The sequence below is a fragment of the Umezawaea sp. NPDC059074 genome, assembly GCF_042738955.1.
GTDB lineage: Bacteria > Actinomycetota > Actinomycetes > Mycobacteriales > Pseudonocardiaceae > Umezawaea.
Map to the genome: position 1 here is coordinate 32,878 of NZ_JBHYHC010000060.1, position 20,719 is coordinate 53,596.

Annotated in this window: 22 protein-coding genes; 7 read left to right on the forward strand and 15 right to left on the reverse strand. The window is 70.9% G+C overall.

The annotated features are described in order from the left end of the window. Positions 1-80 precede the first annotated feature (80 nt). Complete coding sequence (gene rfbD / locus ACFWW9_RS25700; protein ID WP_390382932.1) at positions 81-989, reverse strand: dTDP-4-dehydrorhamnose reductase; 909 nt, start codon at positions 987-989, stop codon at positions 81-83. Further along, positions 989-1,972 (reverse strand): dTDP-glucose 4,6-dehydratase, encoded by a 984-nt coding sequence (gene rfbB, locus ACFWW9_RS25705; RefSeq protein ID WP_390382935.1) that lies wholly within the window; start codon positions 1,970-1,972, stop codon positions 989-991. The genes rfbD and rfbB overlap by 1 nt, the downstream gene beginning before the upstream one ends. A gap of 305 nt (positions 1,973-2,277) precedes the next feature. On the opposite strand from rfbB, the gene ACFWW9_RS25710 reads away from it, so the two are divergent. The 4 genes from ACFWW9_RS25710 (at position 2,278) to ACFWW9_RS25725 (ending at position 6,490) form a co-directional block, all read left to right on the forward strand. Further along, the gene (locus ACFWW9_RS25710) at positions 2,278-3,720 is read left to right on the forward strand and encodes an LCP family protein (protein ID WP_390382937.1); all 1,443 of its coding nucleotides are present in this window, start codon (positions 2,278-2,280) and stop codon (positions 3,718-3,720) included. An 86-nt stretch (positions 3,721-3,806) separates the two neighbouring features. Further along, positions 3,807-4,964, forward strand: a complete 1,158-nt coding sequence (locus ACFWW9_RS25715) for an LCP family protein (RefSeq protein WP_390382940.1) — start codon at positions 3,807-3,809, stop codon at positions 4,962-4,964. Positions 4,965-4,977: 13 nt separating this feature from the next. Next, on the forward strand, positions 4,978-5,694 hold the full coding sequence (locus ACFWW9_RS25720) for a TIGR03089 family protein (protein WP_390382943.1): 717 nt from the start codon (positions 4,978-4,980) through the stop codon (positions 5,692-5,694). Between the two features lie 55 nt (positions 5,695-5,749). Next, complete coding sequence (locus ACFWW9_RS25725) at positions 5,750-6,490, forward strand: SDR family NAD(P)-dependent oxidoreductase (RefSeq protein ID WP_390382946.1); 741 nt, start codon at positions 5,750-5,752, stop codon at positions 6,488-6,490. Here the strand turns inward: ACFWW9_RS25725 and ACFWW9_RS25730 are convergent. The 13 genes from ACFWW9_RS25730 to ACFWW9_RS25790 all read right to left on the reverse strand — a co-directional run bounded on the left by ACFWW9_RS25730 (position 6,487) and on the right by ACFWW9_RS25790 (position 17,064). After that, the gene (locus ACFWW9_RS25730) at positions 6,487-7,071 is read right to left on the reverse strand and encodes a VC0807 family protein (RefSeq protein ID WP_390382950.1); all 585 of its coding nucleotides are present in this window, start codon (positions 7,069-7,071) and stop codon (positions 6,487-6,489) included. The genes ACFWW9_RS25725 and ACFWW9_RS25730 overlap by 4 nt on opposite strands. 49 nt (positions 7,072-7,120) lie before the next feature. Then, positions 7,121-7,534, reverse strand: a complete 414-nt coding sequence (locus tag ACFWW9_RS25735) for a DoxX family protein (RefSeq protein WP_390382953.1) — start codon at positions 7,532-7,534, stop codon at positions 7,121-7,123. 220 nt (positions 7,535-7,754) lie between these two features. Further along, entirely contained in the window at positions 7,755-8,918 is a 1,164-nt protein-coding gene (locus tag ACFWW9_RS25740; RefSeq protein WP_390382956.1) for an acyl-CoA dehydrogenase, read from the reverse strand. A gap of 105 nt (positions 8,919-9,023) precedes the next feature. After that, positions 9,024-9,491 (reverse strand): 5-(carboxyamino)imidazole ribonucleotide mutase, encoded by a 468-nt coding sequence (purE, locus tag ACFWW9_RS25745; protein ID WP_390382959.1) that lies wholly within the window; start codon positions 9,489-9,491, stop codon positions 9,024-9,026. Positions 9,492-9,508: 17 nt separating this feature from the next. Next, positions 9,509-10,708 (reverse strand): 5-(carboxyamino)imidazole ribonucleotide synthase, encoded by a 1,200-nt coding sequence (locus ACFWW9_RS25750; protein WP_390382962.1) that lies wholly within the window; start codon positions 10,706-10,708, stop codon positions 9,509-9,511. Positions 10,709-10,752: 44 nt separating this feature from the next. Continuing rightward, entirely contained in the window at positions 10,753-11,697 is a 945-nt protein-coding gene (locus tag ACFWW9_RS25755) for a hypothetical protein (RefSeq protein ID WP_390382965.1), read from the reverse strand. Then, the gene (locus tag ACFWW9_RS25760) at positions 11,694-12,548 is read right to left on the reverse strand and encodes an ABC transporter ATP-binding protein (protein WP_390382968.1); all 855 of its coding nucleotides are present in this window, start codon (positions 12,546-12,548) and stop codon (positions 11,694-11,696) included. Before ACFWW9_RS25760 ends, ACFWW9_RS25755 begins: the two co-directional genes overlap by 4 nt. After that, positions 12,545-12,925 (reverse strand): GntR family transcriptional regulator, encoded by a 381-nt coding sequence (locus ACFWW9_RS25765; protein ID WP_390382971.1) that lies wholly within the window; start codon positions 12,923-12,925, stop codon positions 12,545-12,547. The genes ACFWW9_RS25760 and ACFWW9_RS25765 overlap by 4 nt, the downstream gene beginning before the upstream one ends. 131 nt (positions 12,926-13,056) lie before the next feature. After that, positions 13,057-13,923, reverse strand: a complete 867-nt coding sequence (locus ACFWW9_RS25770; RefSeq protein WP_390382974.1) for an ATP-binding cassette domain-containing protein — start codon at positions 13,921-13,923, stop codon at positions 13,057-13,059. Next, the gene (locus tag ACFWW9_RS25775) at positions 13,920-14,318 is read right to left on the reverse strand and encodes a GntR family transcriptional regulator (protein ID WP_390382994.1); all 399 of its coding nucleotides are present in this window, start codon (positions 14,316-14,318) and stop codon (positions 13,920-13,922) included. Before ACFWW9_RS25775 ends, ACFWW9_RS25770 begins: the two co-directional genes overlap by 4 nt. A 46-nt stretch (positions 14,319-14,364) precedes the next feature. Continuing rightward, the gene (locus tag ACFWW9_RS25780) at positions 14,365-15,339 is read right to left on the reverse strand and encodes an ABC transporter permease subunit (protein WP_390382977.1); all 975 of its coding nucleotides are present in this window, start codon (positions 15,337-15,339) and stop codon (positions 14,365-14,367) included. Further along, entirely contained in the window at positions 15,336-16,082 is a 747-nt protein-coding gene (locus ACFWW9_RS25785; protein WP_390382979.1) for an ABC transporter ATP-binding protein, read from the reverse strand. The genes ACFWW9_RS25780 and ACFWW9_RS25785 overlap by 4 nt, the downstream gene beginning before the upstream one ends. 214 nt (positions 16,083-16,296) lie before the next feature. Then, positions 16,297-17,064, reverse strand: a complete 768-nt coding sequence (locus ACFWW9_RS25790) for a GGDEF domain-containing protein (protein WP_390382982.1) — start codon at positions 17,062-17,064, stop codon at positions 16,297-16,299. Between the two features lie 148 nt (positions 17,065-17,212). Between ACFWW9_RS25790 and ACFWW9_RS25795 the strand changes: the two genes are divergently transcribed. The 3 genes from ACFWW9_RS25795 to ACFWW9_RS25805 are packed head-to-tail and all read left to right on the forward strand — an operon-like array spanning position 17,213 to position 20,608. Continuing rightward, positions 17,213-19,444 (forward strand): sigma-70 family RNA polymerase sigma factor, encoded by a 2,232-nt coding sequence (locus ACFWW9_RS25795; protein WP_390382985.1) that lies wholly within the window; start codon positions 17,213-17,215, stop codon positions 19,442-19,444. Positions 19,445-19,478: 34 nt separating this feature from the next. Continuing rightward, on the forward strand, positions 19,479-20,036 hold the full coding sequence (locus ACFWW9_RS25800; RefSeq protein ID WP_390382997.1) for a GtrA family protein: 558 nt from the start codon (positions 19,479-19,481) through the stop codon (positions 20,034-20,036). Positions 20,037-20,071: 35 nt separating this feature from the next. Continuing rightward, positions 20,072-20,608 carry a GtrA family protein gene (locus ACFWW9_RS25805; protein ID WP_390382988.1) on the forward strand — a complete coding sequence of 179 codons (537 nt, stop codon included), beginning with the start codon at positions 20,072-20,074 and terminating at the stop codon, positions 20,606-20,608. Positions 20,609-20,719 lie beyond the last annotated feature (111 nt).

Consider the following 20,719-nt stretch of genomic DNA (forward strand, 5'->3'; position numbering starts at 1 on the left):
CGCCTGCTGAAGCCGGTTACAGGGGGGCATACGTGCGAACCGGACACGTGGTTCACGGTGCGGTCTCGGACGGGTCTCGGCTAGATCACGACCGGTCCGAGCAGACCCGCCGCGAACGCCGCTGAAAGCGCTTGCCGCCACGGGCGCAGCGGCGTGAGCCCGGCGTCGGCCCAGGACTTCCCGGACAGCACCGAGTACGCGGGCCGCGGGGCCGGTCGCGGGTACTCCGTCGACGGGCACGGGCGCACCCGGCCGGGATCGGCGCCCAGCTCCTCGAAGATGGCGCGGGTGAACGCGTACCAGGTGGTCTGCCCGCCACCGGTGCCGTGCAGCACGCGCCCGGCGGGCTCGCGCCGGGTCGTCACGAGGTCCGCCAGCTCCACCAGTCCCGCGGCGAGGTCCAGCGTCCACGTGGGCGAGCCGTGCTGGTCGTCCACAACGGACACCGTGTCGCGCTCCTTCTCCAAGCGCGCCATGGTCTTCACGAAGTTGCCGCCGTGCGCGCCGTAGGCCCACGCGGTGCGCACGACCCAGGAACGCTTGCCGGAAGCCAGGACGCGCTGCTCGCCGGCCAGCTTCGTGCGCCCGTACGCGGACCGCGGCCCGGTCTCGTCGGACGGCTCGTACGGCCGGTCGCCGTCGCCGGGGAACACGTAGTCCGTCGACACGTGCAGCAGCGGGACGTCGTGGCGCGCGCACTCGACCGCGAGCCGTTCGGGGCCGAGCGCGTTCACCGCGAACGCCCGGTCCTCGTCGGTCTCCGCCTGGTCGACGGCGGTGTAGGCGGCGGCGTTGACGACCACGGGCCGCAGCCCGCCGTCGCGGGCGCTCGCCGCGAACGTCGCGACCGCGTCGGCGACGCACTCGGCGTCGGTGAGGTCCAGCTCCGCCGAGGAGGGCGCGTGCGCCATGCCGTCGCGCGGGGTGGCGGCGACGAGGTCGCGGCCGAGCTGGCCGCGACCGCCGGGCACGAGGAGTGCGAGCGCCATCAGCCGTTCGCCCGAGCCTTGAGCTTCTCCCACCACGCGCGGTTCTCGCGGTACCACGCCACGGTGCTCGCGAGGCCCTCGGCGAAGTCGACCTGGGGCGCGTAGCCCAGCTCGGCGCTGATCTTGGTGATGTCGACCGAGTAGCGGCGGTCGTGGCCCTTGCGGTCGGTCACCATCTCGACCGACGACCAGTCGGCGTCCATCGCGGCCAGCAGCAGCTCGGTCAGCTCGCGGTTGGTCAGCTCGGTGCCGCCGCCGATGTTGTAGACCTCGCCGGGACGGCCGGCCTCGGCGACGAGCTGGATGCCGCGGCAGTGGTCGTCCACGTGCAGCCAGTCGCGGACGTTGAGGCCGTCGCCGTAGAGCGGCACCTTCCCGCCGTCCATCAGGTTCGTGACGAACAGCGGCAGCACCTTCTCCGGGAACTGGTACGGACCGTAGTTGTTCGAGCACCGGGTGATGCTGACCGGCAGGCCGTGCGTGCGGTGGAACGCCCGCGCCAGCAGGTCCGAGGACGCCTTGGACGCCGAGTAGGGCGAATTCGGCTCCAACGGGTGGGTCTCGGGCCAGGAGCCCTCGTCGATCGACCCGTAGACCTCGTCCGTGGAGACGTGGACGAACTTGCCGACGCCCGCGTCCAGCGCGCCCTGCAACAGGGTCTGCGTGCCCAGCACGTTCGTGAGCACGAAGTCGGCGGATCCGCTGATCGACCGGTCCACATGCGACTCGGCCGCGAAGTGCACGACGACGTCGGCGCCCTCCATCACCTTGGCGACGGCGGTCGGGTCGCAGATGTCGCCCTGGACGAACCGGTACCGGTCGCTGCCCGCCACGGGGGCGAGGTTCTCCTCGTTGCCCGCGTAGGTCAGCTTGTCGAGCACGACGACCTCGGCGTCGGCGAAGGCCGGGTAGCCGCCACCGAGCAACTCCCGGACGTAGTTGGAGCCGATGAAACCCGCCCCACCTGTCACCAGAACGCGCATGTCCAAGTCCTTTACACCGGTGTAACCGTCGCAGTGAGTCACCTAGTAAAGCGTGCAACCCACCAGGTTGTTACAGCGTCTCCCGTATAAGAAGAACAACCAGCGCCCATGGCACCTGGCCCATTAATCTTTGCTTCAGAGCACCGCGCACGGGGGAGGCACCACTCGTGGAGGGCAGACCGCCACTGGCGAGCGAGCAACCAGGACCTATCCGGGTTGTCGCGACCCCCGCACCTCGGCGTTCGACCACGCTCCGAGCACTGCTCATCACCGGGCGTTCGCTGCTGGCCCTGCTGTCCGCGGCTGTGATCGTGGTCACCTGGTACGGCTGGAGCTTCCTGCGCACGCTCGACCAGGGCACGACCACGACCGACGTCATCTCCGCCCAGGCGGGCGAGGAGCCGGGCGGCGTCGGACGCAAGCCGCTCGACGGCGCGGTCGACATCCTCATGGTCGGCATCGACAGCCGCGTCGACGCGCAGGGCAACCCGCTCGCGCCCGAGGTGCTCGACCTCCTCAGCGGCGGTGTCGCCGACGGCGAGATGAACACCGACACGATGATCCTCGTGCACATCCCGGTCGACGGGACCCGCGCCCGCGCGTTCTCGTTCCCGCGCGACTCGTACGTGGAGATCGCGGACGGCTTCGGCAAGCACAAGCTCAACTCGGCGTTCGCCCGGCAGAAGAACACCGTCGCGGAGGAGATGGCCGCGAAGGGCGAGACCGACCAGGCCAAGATCAACACCGAGTCCACGACGGCGGGCCGCAAGACCCTCATCAAGACCATCGAGAACCTCACCGGCAACTCGGTGACGATCGACCGGTACGCCGAGGTGAACCTGGCCAGCTTCTACGAGGTCACCAAGGCCATCGGCGGTGTCGAGGTCTGCGTGAACCAGGCCACCAGCGACTACAAGTCCGGAGCCAACTTCGTCGCGGGCCCGCAGACGATCGAGGGCGCGATGGCGCTGTCGTTCGTGCGGCAGCGCGAGGGCCTGCCCGGCGGCGACCTGGACCGGATCGCCCGGCAGCAGGTGTTCATCGGCGCGCTGGCGAAGAAGGTCCTGTCGACCGGGATGCTGACCAACATCACCCAGCTCGACAACCTCGTCGCGGCGGTGCAGAAGTCCGTGGTGCTGAGCCAGGGCTGGGACATCGCGACGTTCGCCGAGCAGATGCAGGGCCTGGTGAGCGGCAACATCGAGTTCCGCACCATCCCGGTCGGCGACACGATGGACACCTACGGCGACGGCAACGTGCTCCAGGTCGACCCGGCCAAGGTGAAGAACTTCATCAAGAACCTGGCGACCGACGAGACGCAGTCGCCGAGCACCTCGTCGTCGAACCTGCCGGTCACGCCCAACAGCCAGGTCACCGTGAACGTGTACAACGCCTCCGGCACCGCGAAGCTCGCCGCGACCGTGCTGGACTCGTTGGCCACCAAGGGTTACCTGCGCGGCCAGCCGGGCACCGCCGACACGCTGCTGGAGTCCAGCGTCGTCCACTACGCCCCCGGCGACAAGGCCGTCGCGGAGAAGCTCGCGAAGGAGTTCGGCGACGCCACCGTCGAGGAGGACGGATCGCTGACCAGGAACCAGGTCGCGGTCTACGTCGGCGCCGACTACACCCCGACCGAGGACCGGTCGGACCCCGCGGGCACGCCGGGCACGTCGGTCCCCGGCTCGCCGTCGACCACGCCCTCGGCGCCTCCGGCGATCACCGCGGGCGGCCTCGTCTGCGTGAACTGACGCGTCCGTATCAGTGAATACGGCCACGTCGGAGGCCGTCGCGTGGTTAGCCTTGGTGCTCACCACCCCCCGCTGAGGAGGACGCCTTGAGGGCTGCCCTTGCCGTGGTCGCGCGCGTGCTCGTCGCCGTGCTGTCGGCGTCGGTGCTCGCGGGCGCCGGGTACGGCTGGGCGACGCTCAAGCGGGTGCAGGAGAGCGTCAACACCACCGACGTGCTGAGCGTGCTGTCGGACGTGCCGAACGCGCCGCCGATGATGGACGGGGCGACGGACATCCTGCTCGTCGGCAGCGACAGCCGCACCGACGCGCAGGGGAACACGTTGCCCCCCAGCGTGTTGCGGCAGTTGCGCACCGAGGCGGCCGACGGCGTGAACACCGACACGCTCATCGTGCTGCGCATCCCGCACGGCGGCGGGAAGGCCACGGCGATCTCGATCCCGCGCGACACGTACGTGCCGATCCCGGACGTCGGCGAGGACAAGATCAACGGGGCGTACGGCCTGACGAAGTACGCCACGATCCGCCGGTTGGAGGGCGAGGGCGTCACCGACCGCGCCGAGCTGGAGAAGCAGGGCGACCAGGCCGGGCGGCGGGTGCTCGTGCAGGTCGTGCAGGACCTCACCGGCGTGCGCGTCGACAACTACGCGGAGATCAACCTCTACGGCTTCTACCTGCTCACGCAGGTGATCGGCGGCGTCGAGGTGTGCCTGAACGCGGGCACCAGCGACCCGGCGTCCGGCGCGAACTTCGGCGCGGGGCGGCAGCGGGTGACCGGCGGCGACGCGCTGGCGTTCGTGCGGCAGCGCAACCTGCCCGGCGGCGACCTCGGCCGGATCCGGCGGCAGCAGGTGTTCCTGTCCTCGGCCGTGACGGAGCTGCTGTCGGCGGGGACGTTCACCGACCAGGCCAAGCTGTCCGGGCTGCTGGACGCGGTGACCAAGTCGATCGTGGTGGACGAGAAGCTGGACCTCGTGACGCTCGCCCAGCAGGCCAAGGGCATCGCGGGCGGCACGGTCGAGTTCGCCACCATCCCGGTCGTGGACATCGACGCCCGCAACGAGCGCGGGCAGAGCATCGTGAAGGTCGACGTGGCGGCCGTGAAGGCGTTCGTCGGGCAGCTGCTCGGGCCCACGCTGGTGCCCAGCACGCCCCCGAGCCCCCCGCACCGGATGGCGGGTGGCAAGGTGGTCGGTCTGGACGGCGCGCACCGCGCCGCCCAGCCGGAAGTCCCTTGCGTCGACTAGGAGCCGCACCACCGTGAGCGTCACCGAAGCTCTGTTCGCGCCGCTGCTGGCCGCCGGGCCGGGGCGACCTCTGATCACCCACTACGACGACGCGGACGGCTCACGGGTCGAGCTGTCGCGCGCCACCATCGCCAACTGGGCCGCGAAGACCGCGAACTGGCTGCGCGACGAGCACGACGTCGAGCCCGGCGACCGGGTGGCCGTGCTGCTGCCCGCGCACTGGCAGACGGCGGGCGTGCTGCTCGGCGCGTGGTGGGCGGGCGCGACCGTGACGGACGACCCGAGCGGCGCCAAGGTGGCGTTCGTGGCGCCCGACGGCACCGCTCCGGGCGCGGACGTGGTCGCCGTCGCCTCGCTGCACCCGATGGGCCTCGGCCTGCGCGGCCAGGAGTTGGACGGCGCGGTCGACTTCCTCGACGACGTCCGGGTGTACGGCGACGACTTCACCCCGTACGGCCCGACGCCCGGCGACACCCCGGCGCTCGGGAAGTCCACTGTGGACGACGTCGTCGCGGAAGCCCGCACCCGCGCGGAGGTCCTCGGCATCGGCCTGGACACGCGGGTGCTGTCGACCGTGGAGTGGAACCAGCCGGACGGGCTGCTCAACGGCCTGCTCGCCGTGCTCGCGGGCGGCGGGTCGCTGGTGCAGTGCAGCAACGTGAACGCGGACCTGCTGCCCGCCAGGCGGATCAGCGAGAAGACGACCGTGGAACTGGGCGGCGCGGCCTGACCCTGACGTCGTTTTCCCGCCGGACAACGACTTCCGCGTCGGCCAGGCTCGTCCCATGAACAGGATCGAGGGCAAGGTCGCACTGGTCACCGGGGGCAGCCGGGGCATCGGCGCCGCGGTGGCCGTGCGGCTGGCGCGGGAAGGCGCCGACGTGGTGCTGACCTACTTGCACGACAAGGAGAACGCGGCCGCGGTGGTCGGCCGCGTCGAGGCGGAGGGTCGCCGTGGACTGGCCCTGCGGGCCGACAGCGCGGACGTGGACGCCGTGACGGGCGCGGTGGAGGAGACCGTCGCGGCGTTCGGCGGGTTGGACGTGCTGGTGAACAACGCGGGCGTGTTCGCGGTCGGCCCGGTCGAGGACCTGAGACCGGAGGAGTTCGACCGGACGATGGCGGTGAACGTGCGGGCGCCGTACGTGGCCGCGCGGGCGGCGGCGCGGCACCTGCGGGACGGCGGGCGGATCATCAGCATCGGCAGCAACATGGCGGAACGCGTGGTGTTCCCCGGTTTCAGCCTGTACTCGATGAGCAAGACCGCGCTCGTCGGCCTGACGAAGGGGTTGGCCCGCGAACTGGGCCCGAGGGGCATCACGGTGAACCTCGTCCACCCCGGCCCGACCGACACCGACGCGAACCCGGCGGACGGCCCGAACGCCGACGTCGTCCGCGGCCTCACCCCCGTGGGGCGCTACGCCGCGCCGGACGACATCGCCGCCACCGTCGGCTGGCTGGCCGGGCCCGAGTCGTGGTTCACCACGGGGGCCGCGCTCAGCGTCGACGGCGGTTTCTCGGTCTAGTCGCGCTGCCGCTTGCCGTACCAGCGGGTCACGACGATCAGGACGGCGACCACCAGCACGGTGAGCAACGGCGAGCCGACCACCATCACGTCGACCGGCAACGCGTAGACGAGGACCACCCGCAGTGCGGCGTCGGCCAGCAGACCCGCACCCCACAGGAGCGTGGCGAACCGGACGGTCCGCCGCACCGCGGGTGAGTCCTCGTACCGCTCCACGACCGCGGGCGCGGTCTTCGCCACCAGCACGAGCAGCAGGGGCCGCGCGGTGAGCAGCGACCCCAGGAACAGCAGCCCCAGCACGAGGCTGATCAGCGAGTCCTTGGCGATGGCGAACCGCTCGTCGCCGGTGAGGAGCAGCGTCAGCAGCCCGAACGCGAACAGCCCGAGCATGAAGACGGCGGTCCCGTCGACCCGGCGGCTCCGCACGATCCCGGCCACCAGCACGAGCCCCGACACCACACCGCCCGCGGCGAGCGCGATCCACTCGTCCACGCCGAACTGGCGCAGCAGGTAGTAGCCGCCGATCGGCAGCACGAGGTCGACCACGAGGGTCGGCAGCAGCGACCTGATCCGGCTGTCCATGGACGCGGACGTTAGCCGTGGGGGCTTCGGCCGCCCCCACGGCACCGCCTCAGACCGACACGGGTTCCGGCGTCTTCCTGAACACCCGGTCCAGCGAGTACGCGCCACCGTTGAAGCCCAGCGCCAACGCGGCCACCCCGAGCACCAGCACCAGCTCGTACCCGTTGGGGGCCAGCATCCCGTTCGGCAGGTGCACGATCAGCAGCGCGCCCGCCATGTCCAGCGCCAGCAGCACCCCGGCCACCGGCAGGGCGAACCCGACCAGCAGCAACGCGCCCGCCACCAGCTCCACGACAGCCGCGTACCAGGCCGAAGGCGTGGCCGCGGGCACTCCCATCTGCACGAACGACGCCGCGGTGCCGTCCAGGCCGTACTCGAAGAACTTCTGCCAGCCGTGCGCGATGAACACCGCGCCCACGCCCAGTCGCCCGATCAGTGCCGCCAGGTCCCGCACGCGCTCCATGCTTCCCACTCCCCGAAGATTCGTTCGTATTTGAACGACACTCTAGGGAATCCAAACACCGTTTCGGTCGATTCCAAGCTGTCGAAACGCTGTCAGCATTCAGCAAGCGTTTGCGCCGAAGGCAAGAACCCGCCACTGTGCCCCTGCTCACAACCCGTTGCCGGACAACAGAACGGCCCGGAGGCGAACCGCCTCCGGGCCGTCGTGCGACACCGTCGAACTAGCCCCTGAGCAGCGCGCGGGACATGACGACGCGCTGGATCTGGTTCGTGCCCTCGTAGATCTGGGTGATCTTGGCGTCGCGCATCATGCGCTCCACCGGGAAGTCGCGGGTGTAGCCCGCGCCGCCGAACAGCTGCACGGCGTCGGTGGTGACCTCCATGGCGACGTCGGAGGCGTAGCACTTGGCTGCGGCGGTGATGAAGCCGATGTTCGGTTCGCCGCGTTCGGCCTTCGCGGCGGCCACGTAGACCATGTGGCGGGCGGCCTCGACCTTCATCGCCATGTCGGCCAGCATGAACTGGACGCCCTGGAACTCGGCGATCGCCTTGCCGAACTGCTTGCGGTCCTTGACGTACGCGATGGCGGCTTCCAGTGCGCCCTGCGCGATGCCGACGGCCTGCGCGCCGATGGTCGGGCGGGTGTGGTCGAGGGTGCGGAGGGCGGTCTTCAAGCCCGTGCCGGGTTCGCCGATGATGCGGTTCGCCGGGATGGTGCAGTTCTCGAAGTGGATCTCACGGGTGGGTGAGCCCTTGATGCCGAGCTTGCGCTCCTTCGAGCCCACGGTGAAGCCGGGGTCGTCCTTGTGGACCACGAACGCCGAGATGCCGTTGGACTTCTTCTCCGCCTTGGGGTCGGTGACCGCCATGACGGTGTACCAGGTCGACTCGCCGGCGTTGGTGATCCAGCACTTCGTGCCGTTGAGGACCCAGTGGTCGCCGTCCAGCACCGCGCGGGTGCGCATGGACGCCGTGTCCGACCCGGCCTCGCGCTCGCTCAGCGCGTAGGACGCCATGGCCTCGCCGGAGGCGATGGACGGCATGACGAGCTGCTTCAGCTCGTCCGACGCGGACAGCAGGATCGGCATCGTGCCCAGCTTGTTGACCGCCGGGATCAGCGACGACGACGCGCAGACCCGCGCGACCTCCTCGATCACGATGCAGGTGGCCACCGAGTCCGCGCCTTGGCCGTCGTACTCCTCGGGCACGTGCACGGCGGCGAAACCGGACTTGACCAGCGCGTCGAGGGCCTCGACCGGGAAGCGCTCGTTCTCGTCGACGTCGGCCGCGTGGGGCGCGATCTCCTTGTCGGCGAGCGAGCGGACGGCCTCGCGCAGCGCGTCGTGCTCCTCGGCGAGCTGGTACGTGCCGAAGCTCGGGTCCACTTGTTACCTCCCAGTAGGGCCTACTGGGTCGATGTTAGCCCGCGTTCACATACCCGCGCACGGGTGCCTTTCACCACTTCGGGGAAGGCACCCGCGCGGGGATGGTCAGAGCGACTTCTGCAGCGCCGCGTCCTTGTCCAGCACCATCTGCTCCAGGTCGGCCTGGAACCGGGCGATCCGCTCCTGCAACGCCGGGTCCGACGCGGCGAGGATGCGCACGGCCAGCAGGCCCGCGTTGCGCGCGCCGCCGACGGCCATCGTGGCGACCGGGATGCCCGCGGGCATCTGCACGATCGACAGCAGCGAGTCCATGCCGTCCAGGTACTTCAGCGGCACCGGGACGCCGATGACCGGCAGCACGGTCGTCGAGGCGACCATGCCGGGCAGGTGGGCCGCGCCGCCCGCACCCGCGATGATCGCCTTGAGGCCGCGACCGGCCGCCGACCGCGCGTAGTCGATCATCCGCTGCGGCGTCCGGTGCGCCGACACCACGCTGACCTCGTACGGCACGTCGAACTCGGCGAGCGCCTCGGCGGCGGCCTTCATCACCGGCCAGTCCGAGTCGCTTCCCATGATCACGCCAACGTGCGTCACTGCTGCTGCCCTCCGTGGATGTCGTACCCGTCCAGCCACACGCCGTCGGAGAGCCAGTGCGCGGCGAGCTTCGCCCGGTCGCGCACGTCGTCCATCCGCTCCCCGAGCAGCGTCACGTGGCCGATCTTGCGGCCCGGCCGCTCCGCCTTGCCGTACAGGTGCACGTGCGCGTCGGGGAACCGGGCGAACAGGTGGTGCAGCCGCTCGTCGGGGCCCATCTTCGGGGCTTCCTCAGCGCCGAGGACGTTCGCCATCACGACGGCGGGGGCAGCCAGGTCGGTCACGCCGAGGGGGTAGTCGAGCACGGCCCGCAGGTGCTGCTCGAACTGCGAGGTGCGCGAGCCCTCGATGGTCCAGTGGCCGGAGTTGTGCGGGCGCATGGCCAGCTCGTTCACCACGACGCCATCCGCGGTCTCGAACAGCTCCACGGCCAGCAGCCCGACGACGCCCAGCTCCTCGGCGACCTTCAGCGCCAGCTCCTGCGCGGCCTCGGCCACACCGGGGGCGACGTCCGGGGCCGGTGCCAGCACCTCGACGCAGATGCCGTCCGACTGCACGGTCTCCACCAGCGGCCACGCCGCGCCCTGGCCGAACGGCGACCGCGCCACCAGCGCGGCCAGCTCGCGGCGCATCGGCACGCACTGCTCGACCATCAACGGCGTGCCGGCGGCCAGCAGTTCCTCCACGACGGTCCGCGCGCTGTGCGGCGTGTTCAGCATCCACACGCCCTTGCCGTCGTACCCGCCGCGCACGGCCTTGAGCACGCACGGCCAGCCGTGCTCCGCGCCGAACGACAGGGCGTCGGCGGGGGCGGTGACCTCGGCGAACGGCGGCACCGGCAGCCCCATGGCGGAGAGCTTGCGGCGCATCACCAGCTTGTCCTGCGCGTGGATCAGCGCGTCCGGGCCGGGGTGCACCTTCACCCCCTCGGCGACCAGCGCCCGCAGGTGCTCACCGGGCACGTGCTCGTGGTCGAACGTGACCACTTCGCAGCCCTCGGCGAACGCGCGCAGCGCGTCCAGGTCGGTGTGCGAGCCGAGCACGACGTCGCGCGCGACGAGCGCGGCGGGATCGGAGTCGGAGACGGCGAGCACGCGCAACGACTGGCCGAGCGGGATGGCCGCCTGGTGGGTCATGCGGGCGAGCTGGCCGCCACCGATCATGCCAACGACGGGAAGGCCGGTACGGGAGTCCACGGGACGGTCACTCTACCTGCACAAACGTGGACTCCCGACACCGGCTACACCCGACGGGCCCGCCCGAGCCACCACCAGGCCAGCACCAGCAGCCCGGCCGCGGGGACCACGAAGATCCCGGTCTCGATCCACTGGAACAGCCCGAGGCGTTCGAGCGGCTGGAAGTCGGCGTAGTGGCCTGCCACCCCGTGGGCCTTGACGCACTCGAAGTTCTCCACGGACCCGACGCGGCCGCAGTTCCAGCTCTCCTGGTAGGCGAGCGGCACGCCGTTCGCGTCGGCGTACCCGCTGGAGACGTACATCGCGTAGTCGGGGACCTGGAACTTGTACTCGTTGCCGAACGGCTCGAACGTGTGCACCGGCGGCACGAGGTACGGCCGAGCCCACCTGATCACCCCGACCCGTGCCACGCCGAACACGACCAGCGCGATCCCCATCGCGGGCATGGTCCGCCGGACCAGGACGCTCGCCGCCACGCCGACGGCGAGGCCGAACAGCGCGTAGCCGATCTGGAGCTGCGGGGAGACCTCGAACCAGGAGGTGAACGGCTCGTAGAAGGCGCCGTTGCTCACCTCGTGGATCCGGCCGGTCAGGTACCGCTCGGTCAGCCACACCGCCGCGGCGAGGCAGCTCGCCAGTCCTCCGAGCAGCGCCACCTGGCCGGTCAGCCAGCGGGTGGCCGGGACGTCCTGCCCCCACGCCACCAGGCTGGTGCGGGCCTCGTGCTCGCGGGCCACCAGCGGCGCTCCCCAGAACACCGCGATCGCCGCCCCGAACACCAGGTTGACCTCCTGGGGCTGCCAGAACAGCCGGAAGTAGACGCCGATGAGCCCGGTCGGCCCGGTCTCCGACGCGTCGATCGTCCGCACCATGCCCAGCACGGCGACGGCCGTCAGCGCGGTCGTGGCGAGGATCAGCGTGCGGTGCCTGCGCCACGCCACCCACAGCAGGTCGGCGAAGGTCACCTTCGCCCGCGTCACCGTGGTCATGCCGACTCCCCCTTGCGCGTGACCGACAGCTGCGCCAGCACGTAGTCCTCCAACGTCACCGGCCGCACCACCCACGGCGCGGACACCGCGGGCGGCGACGACACCTTCACCAGGAACAGCGACTGGCCGTCCAAGTGCTTGTCCCACAACACTTCCCCCGCCACGGGCGGCGTCTCTGCCCGAGGCCCCACCACCATCACGTGCGCGGCCAGCAGCTCGTCCAGGTCGCCGCCGACGAGCAGCTTCCCGTGCGCCAACAACAACAGGTGGTCGGCGACCCCCGCCAGCTCGGTCACGATGTGCGTCGACAGCACCACCGTCGTCCCCGACTCGGCGACCTCGCCGAGCAGTTCCCGCATGACCTCCGTGCGCGCCAACGGGTCCAGGTCCGACAGCGGCTCGTCGAGCAGCAGCAGCGTCGGCCGGGAGCCGATCGCCACGGCCAGCGCCACCTGCGTGCGCTGCCCGCCGGACAGCGCTCCGCACCGGCGGTCCATCGGGATGTCGAAGCGCTTCAACCACGCCTGCGCCCGCGTCTGGTCCCACGCCAGGTTCAGCCGCGCGCCCAGCTGGAGCATCGCCCTCGGCGTGAACGACCGGTACACCGGCTTCTCCTGCGACACGAACGCGACCCGTTCGCCGGGCCGCAGCGCGAACTCCCCCTCGTCCGGGCGCAGCAGTCCGGAAAGGACGGTCAGCAGCGTCGTCTTGCCCGCGCCGTTCGCGCCCACCAGCGCGGCGACCCGGCCCGCGGGCAGGTCGAACGTGCAGTCGTGCAACGCCACCGACCTCCGGTACCTCTTGCCCAGCCCCCGCACGGCGATGCCCGCGGTGTCCACCACAGCCGTCATGTCTCCCCCTCGGCGAGCACCGACCCGACCAGCGCGTCGATGTCCTCGTTCTCCAGTCCGGCGGCGCGCGCCCCGTCCACCCAGTCGACGAGCCCGGCGCGCAGCCGCTCCATCACCGCGGGGTCCACCGATCCCAGCGCGGCCTTCACGAACGTCCCCGAGCCCTGCCGCGCTTCCAGCAGGCCCGCGCGTTCCAGCTCGCGGTACGCCTTGAGCACGGTGTTCGCGTTCACGCCGCTGGTGGCGACGACGTCGCGCACGGTCGGCAGCCGGTCGCCGGGCTTCAGCCAGCCGAGCCGGAGCGCCTCGCGGACCTGCCGGGCGAGCTGGAGGTACGCCGGGAGGCCGCTGGCCTTGTCGATGCGGAACTCGACCACGCCACCCTCCCTGAATTGTGTCACTCAACTAAGACACTAGCTAAGTGGATCACTTGTCCGGGTGTCAAGCCCCGCGACGACGAACGCCCGCCGCTCCGAGGAGCGACGGGCGTTCGAGGACTTCGGGACGACTACCCGCGGCGATCCGCCAACCGGCGTTCGCGGGAGGCCCGCAGGTAGCCCATGACCAGGGACTCCAGGTCGGGCTCGGCGCCCACCCAGCCCGCGGGCGTCGACTCGTTCCCGCGCAGCAGCAACGTGGACTGGCGTTCCGTGCGGGTCGCGCTGACCAGAGAACCCTCCACAGTGGACTCTTCCGCGGCGGGGCCGACCAGGATCCGGTGCCCTGCCAGGACTTCGTCGATGTCGCCGTCGACCTGGACCCGGCCCTCGTCGACGAGCAGCAGGTGGTCGCACACCTCGCGCAGGTCGCTGAGCAGGTGCGAGGACATCACCACCGTGGTGCCGCGGTCGGCGACCTCGGTCATGACGATCCGCAGCGTCTCGTCGCGGGCCAGCGGGTCCAGGTCCGACAGCGGCTCGTCCAGGAGCAGCAGCCGGGGCAGCCGACCCAGTGCCAGCGCGATGGCCACCTGGGTCCGGGCGCCCGCGGACAGGGTGCCGACCTTCGCGTCCCGGTCCACGCCCGCCAGCAGGCCGAGCACCTCGTCGACCCGGTCGGCGGACCAGCGGTCGTTCATCGCCCCGACGACCCGCGTCAACTCGCGCACCGTGAGACCGGCGTGCAGCGACCGGTGCTGCGCCAGGAACGAGACGTCCGGGTGGATCTCGCCGCGGACGGGCGTGCCGAACGCGCTCAGCTCGCCGGACGTCGGACGGACGAGGCCCGCGGCCATGCCGAGCAGGGTGCTCTTGCCCGCGCCGTTCGGGCCGACGAGGGCGACGACCTTGCCCTCGGGGACGGCGAACGTGCAGTCACGGACGGCCCAGCGATTTCGGTACCGCTTGCTCAGTGCCGTGGCGGTCAAGGGGGTCACGATCGCTCCTCGGCGGGGTAGTGCTCGTCGCGGACCGCGGAGTACAGGGCGTCGACGTCCTCGACCACCAGGCCGCCCGCGTGGGCGCGGCCCATCCAGCCGGTCAGCTCCTGCCGCAGCGGCGCGTCGTCGCCGGTGGTGGCCTCGGAGGACAGCGACTTCGTCACGAACGTCCCCAGGCCGCGGCGCGCCTCCACGAGTCCTTCCCGTTCCAGCTCGCGGTACGCCTTGAGCACGGTGTTGGGGTTGACGGCGGTCGCCTCCACCACCTCCCGCGCTGAGGGCAGCCGGTCGCCGGGGTTCAGCAGTCCCAGTCGCATGGCCTGTCGGACCTGCTGGATGATCTGCATGTAGGTGGAGACCCCGGAGCGCCGGTCGATCCGGAACTCGATCACGTCGGCCAGCATAGGTGCTCCCGCTGTTCAGGGGCCTCCACCGAGGTCAGCTCTGCCGCCGCAGCACCCAGCCGGTGCCCACCAGCAGCAGGACCGCCAGTCCACCGAAGACGGCCGCGTCGACCAGGTGCACCTGCCACGCCTGGCTCTCCGGCACGAAGTCCGCGTACTTCTCGACGAGCCCGGACCGCGGCAGGCACGCCAGGAACTCGTCCTGCGTCCCGGTCGGCTTGCAGGCCTGGATCAGCGCGCCGACCCGGTCGTCGGGGACCCGCTGCCCGGCGGCGTCCAGCCACCCCTTGTCGATCACCAGGGAGACGCCCTGGCTCTCGGCGAGGCTCCCGCCCGCGTCGGTCTCCAGGTGCCGCACGGGAACCAGGTGGCCGGGCAGGTCGAACAGGGCGAAGCGCACGACGATGAACGCGGCGAGCCCCCCGGTCATCGCCACCAGGGTGCGGCGGGACACCACGCCGAGGAACGTGCCGAGCGCGAAGGCGAACAGCGCGTAGCCCACCGGCGAGGCGTTCTCGATCCCGATGTTCAGGACGTGGAACGGCCCGTTGACCAGCGGCCCCAGGTTCCCGGCCGCCGACAGCCACCACCGGACCAGCTGCTGCGCCGCGATCAGCACGACCACCGCGGGCACTGCCGCGACCAGGAGCTTGCCGACCATCCACCGGGTGCGGCTCACCGACTGGGTGAAGGCCAGGACGTGGGTGCCCTGCTCCAACTCCCTGGCGAACAGCGGGGCGCCGATGAAGACGCCGATCATCGCGGGCAGGCTGAGGATCGCGCCCTGCCCCAGGTTGAGCGGGGTGAGCCACTCGACCCTGAAGTCCCCGACGGCCTCGGAGGCCTGGCACGCCCGGCCCGTGTTCGTCACGCAGTCGGCGATCCGCAGGGCGGCGATGTCGTCGAGCATGGCCGACCGCAGCAGGACGACCGCGACCGCGCCGACGACCAGGAGGACGAGCAGGGTGATCAGTTGGAGGCGGTGCAACCGCCAGGCGACCCAGATCATGCCGCGTCCTCCCGTGCCGCTTCGCGCATGCGGTTCAGCGCCAGTTCGCCGAGCGGGGTGCCGTTGGCGCCGAGCCGGTCGACGTCCCCCGCGAGCAGGACGCGGCCCTTGTGCAGCAGCACGAGGTGGTCGCACACGCCTTCCAGTTCCGCCAGCACGTGCGAGGACAGCACCACGGTGATGCCCTGCGCCCTCGTCTCGGCGACCAGCGAGCTCAGCACGGTCTCGCGGGCCAGCGGGTCCAGGTCGGCCAACGGCTCGTCGAGCAGCAGCAGGCGCGGGCGCTTGCCCAGCGCCAACGCCAGCGCGACGCGGGTGCGCTGGCCGCCGGACAGGGTGCCGACCTTCGCGGTCGGCGGCACCGCGGCCTGCTCGACCAGGCGCCGCGCGTAGCCGTCGTCCCAGGTCGGGTTGGACCGCGCGCCGAGCAGCATCGTCTCGGCCACGGTGAGCTGCTGGTACAGCGGCTTCTGCTGGGCCAGGTAGGAGACCGCGGGGTGCAGGCCCTTGCCCGCCGGGCGGTCGCCGAAGACGGCGATCTCGCCGGTCGTCGGGCGCAGCAACCCGGTGACGAGCCCCATCAACGTGCTCTTACCCGCGCCGTTCGGGCCGACGAGGGCCACGATCCGGTTCCGCGGGACCACCAGCGACGTGTCCCGCAACGCCCACCCTCGGCGGTACTTCTTGCCCAAGCCTTCGGCGATGACCGGAATCGCCTGGTCAGGCGGTTCTCGCCAGGTCATTGTCCCTCTCCCCTCGGTCGGCGGCCACCAAGGTAACACCTTTCACTAGTGAAGTAGTGGACCTGGTGACGTCCGCCTCGGGGGAGCAACCCGCGGGCGTCGAAGGCGTCGGAACCGCGAACGCCCGCCGCTCCGGGGAGCGACGGGCGTTCCGGCAAGGGAGGGTGCTGGACAGGGGTTCAGCGCCCCGGCGGTCTCGCCCCCGCGAGTGGTGTCACCTGGCCAGCGCGGCGATCAGCGCGCACACGTCGTGGTGGGTCGCGGGGAGGTGCTCCGACCAGACCTTGGCGGGGCCGGTGGGTCTTACGTGCGGGTCGACGGCGAGGCGGTCGGCGGCCAGCACGCGCAGGTTCGAGATCCGCCTGCCGAGCGCGGCGTCGCGGCGGGTCAGCACGGCGGCGACCGACGGGCCGACCGTGGCCAGGGTCTCGCCGCCGTCGAAGACGACCCGCAGCACGTCGGACAGCAGGGTCATGGCGACCACGCGCGACCAGCCGGTGGCGCGGGTCAGGTCGAGGCCGACCAGGACGAGCGCGTAGTGGTCGTCGGGCGTCGGGGTCTCGCGGTACAGCTCGGCCAGCCGGGTGCGCAGGTAGCCGCGCGTCGCCAGGCCCGTGAGCGGGTCCTCGGCGCCGCGGTCGTTCGCCTCCTCGGTGAGCACGTCGGCCCACCCCGAGGCGGTCAACCGGAGCATCCGGGCGGGCAGCGCGTCGATGTTCGGCGACACCATGCCGTGGTCGCCGTCCAGCACGGCGTGCAGCGCGGCCAGGTCGAGCAGGGTCTCGTCGAGGCCCGCGCCCGCCTCCGCGCGAGCCCGGCCGAGCCGCACCAGCGCCTCGTCGGGGTCCGCCGTGTCGAGCATGGCCGCGCAGACGTCGTCGACCTCCCGCAACGGCCAATCGCCGGGAAAAGCCCAGCCCGCGGCCAGGCTGGCCGTCCGCCACCTGGACTTCAAGACGCGTTCCGCCTGTGCGACACCCACGTGGGTTGTCTCCCCTCCCGGTCGGTTCACTACCACGGGACGCGGCGGGCGGGCCGTCGTGACGGGATTTCACCCAACCAGTCGGGGGGCTTGAGGTGACGGTGAGCGACGTCGTGAGTCACACTGACCGCTGCGAGGGAGGAAATACGTGGCGACCGTTCCTGCTGACGTCCAGGGACCGAGCGACGCGGAGCTGATCGGCTCCGTGCGCGGCGGGAAGATCGAAGCGTACGGCGAGCTGTACGAACGCCACGTTTCGGCGGCCTACAACCTGGCCCGCCAGCTCACGCGTTCCTCTGCCGAGGCAGATGATCTGGTGTCCGAGGCGTTTGCAAAAGTCCTGGACACTCTCCGTGGTGGACGCGGTCCGGATTCAGCCTTTCGCGCCTACTTGTTGACCGCGCTGCGGCACACCGCCTACGACAAGACGCGCCGCGACAAGAAGGTGGAGCTGTCCGACGACGTCTCCGCCGTGTCCGGCGTGCCCGCCGACGCGGTGAGCGTGCCGTTCAGCGACACCGCCGTCGCGGGCCTGGAGCGGTCGATGGCCGCGCAGGCGTTCGCCCGGCTGCCCGAACGCTGGCAGACCGTGCTGTGGCACACCGAGATCGAGGGCCAGTCGCCCGCCGAGGTCGCCCCGCTGCTCGGCCTGACCGCCAACGGCGTCTCCGCGCTCGCCTACCGGGCCCGTGAAGGCCTGCGCCAGGCGTACCTCCAGGTCCACCTCACCGAGACCACGTCCGACCGGTGTCGCGCGACCGTCGACAAGCTCGGCGCGTGGGTGCGCGGCGGGCTGTCCAAGCGCGAGACGACGCAGGTGGAGGCGCACCTCGACGAGTGCGACCGGTGCCGCGCGCTGGCCGCCGAGCTCGCCGACGTGAACGGATCGCTGCGCGCGGTCATCGCGCCGCTGGTGCTGGGGCTCGGGGCGACCGGGTACCTGGTCGCCGCCGGGGCGGGCAAGGCCGTTGCCACGACGGCCGTCGTGGGTGCGGCGGGAGCTGGTGGTGCGGCGGGTGCGCTCGGGTCGTTGCCCCGGCAGTTGTTCGGGGTGGCCGCGTCCGGGGCGGCGTTGGCCGTGGCCATGGCGATCGGGTTGACGGCCGGTGGTGGGGACAGCACGCCCGCGATCGCCGAGCCGCCGCCTGTGGCGACGTCGCAGCCCGCGCCTGTGGTGCCGCCCGCTGTGGTGCCGCCTGCTGTCGTGCCGCCCGCGGTGGTGCCGCCGGTCGTGCCGCCGCCCGCGCAGGCGCCGCAGCCGGATCCGCCGTCGCCGACGCCGGCTTCTCCTGCTCCTTCTGTTCCAGCCGACCCGCCCGCGCCGACGCCTGCCACGTTGGTGCCGACGGTGCCCAGCGGGTTCTCGCTCGTCCCCGGTGAGGCCCCGAAGGCACTGCCGATCACGATCCGCAACACCGGCGAGTCGGTGTCGGACCCGGCCAGCACGGCGTTGGCGCTGCCGCCCGGCGTGCGCTCGGTCGGGCCCGTCGGCTCGTTCGCTGGCGCGCGGGTGCTGGCGTTGGACGGTGCGACGGAGCAGTCGGTCACCTGTCCGGCGGGCACCGGCACGGTCACCTGCTCGACCACGCAGGGCATCGCGCCCGGCGGCACGGCGACGTTCGTGTTCAACCTCCAGGCCGACACCACGGCGACCGGCGGGGTCATCACCGGCACCGTGTCGGCGGGCACGACCCTGACCGTGCAGGTGACGGTGTCGGTCGACGTCCAGCCCGTGCGCGACGACCTGGCGTTGACGGTGACCAAGTGGCACGAGGTGTTCTGGGACCCGCGCCTGGACGTGACCGTGCGCAACACGGGGACGAACGCCGGGCCGCTGACCCTGACGATCTCGACCGACGACAGCATCGTCCTGGTCGCGCCGTACGCGGGGTGCGCGGTGACGCACCACCGCGTCGAGTGCCGCGCCGACCTCCAGCGCGACGGCACGTACCGGATGTCCGTGTGGGCGTTCGGGCTGCCGTACCGGGGTGGGACCGTGCGGTTCACGGCGACGCTCGGCAGTGCGACGAAGTCGGTTGACGTGCCGGTGTCGTTGATCCCCGGTGTCGAGCCGCCGGTGGTGCCGCCGGTGGTCTTGCCGCCGGTGACGACTACGACCACGGTGCCGCCGACGACTACGACCACGACGGTTCCGCCGACGACAACGACTACGACTACGCCGCCTGCCGGGACGACTACTACGACAACGACTACGCCGGAACCCACCGTGCCGTCTCCGCCGGTGGAGACTCCGGCCCCGACGACGACGCCGCCCACGACGACGGTTCCGCCGACGACGCCGTCGTGCCAGCCGTTGCCGCCGTGGTGGCCGCCGCTGCTCGGGGAACTCCTGCCGGGCTACTGCCCGACCCCTCCGTAGTCAGTTGATCACGCATCCGTAAACTGCGCTGGTGCTGCCAGCCGTACGCAGGGCCATGGCCCGACTGCCGGAACCGCTCCGCTTCCTGCTCAACAAGCACCGCGAGCTGATCAGGTTCGCGGTCGTCGGCGGAACGACGTTCCTCGTGGACAACGGCGTCTGGTACGCCTTGAAGCTGACCGTGCTCCAGGAGAAGGTCGTCACGGCCAAGGCCATCGGCATCCTGGTGGCGGTCATCGCGTCGTACGTCCTGAGCCGCGAGTGGTCGTTCCACACCCGCGGGGGTCGCGAACGTCACCACGAAGCCGCGCTGTTCTTCCTCGTGAGCGGTGTGTCGGTGGGCCTGAACCTGCTGCCGCTGTACGTGTCGCGGCACCTGTTCGGGCTCCAGTTCCCGGCGGTCTCGCTGGTCACGGAGGAAGTGGCGGACTTCGTCAGCGGATCGATCATCGGCATGCTGATCGCCACGGCCTTCAAGTACTGGGCCATGAAGAAGTGGGTCTTCCCGGAAGCCGACGCGCGCGGAGATGCCGTCCGAGCGACCAGGCGACTGCGGGTAGTCACCGAAGACGAGGACCGCGAGGTCGCCTGACCTGCGCTTTAAGCTGATCTCCGTACACTGCTTGGGTGTCCGTAGTCGAAAACATGGTCCTCCGGTTCCCGGAGCCGATCCGCTCACTGGCCCTGAAGCACCGCGAGTTGTTGAAGTTCGCGGTGGTGGGCGGCACCTGCTTCGTGATCGACACGGCCATCTTCTTCGGGTTGAAGACGACCGTGCTCGTCGACAAGCCGGTGACAGCGAAGATCATCGCTACTTTGGTGGCGACGATCGTGTCGTACGTGCTGAACCGGGAGTGGTCGTTCCGGACCCGAGGGGGGCGAGAGCGGCACCACGAGGCGCTGCTGTTCTTCCTGATCAACGGTGTTGGTATCGCGTTGAACTCGTTGCCGTTGTACGTGTCGCGGTACTTGTTCGACTTGCAGGAGCCGCATGTCAGTCGGGTTTTTGAGGAGATCGCGGACTTTGCCAGTGCTCAGATCATTGGAACGTTGATCGCTATGGCGTTTCGGTGGTATGGGTACAAGAGGTGGGTCTTTCCCGATGCTGATGCCCGGCCCCGTAAGGGTGTTGAGGTTGATGAAGAGGGTCTTGGTCATAGTTGAGGGTTGGTGTTGTGCTTGGGGGAACCCCCGGTTGCGCCAATTATCCCACCCTCTTTCGTCTTGTCAAGGCTGGAAAGACGCCTTGACAAGACGAAAGAGGGTGGGGGCGCA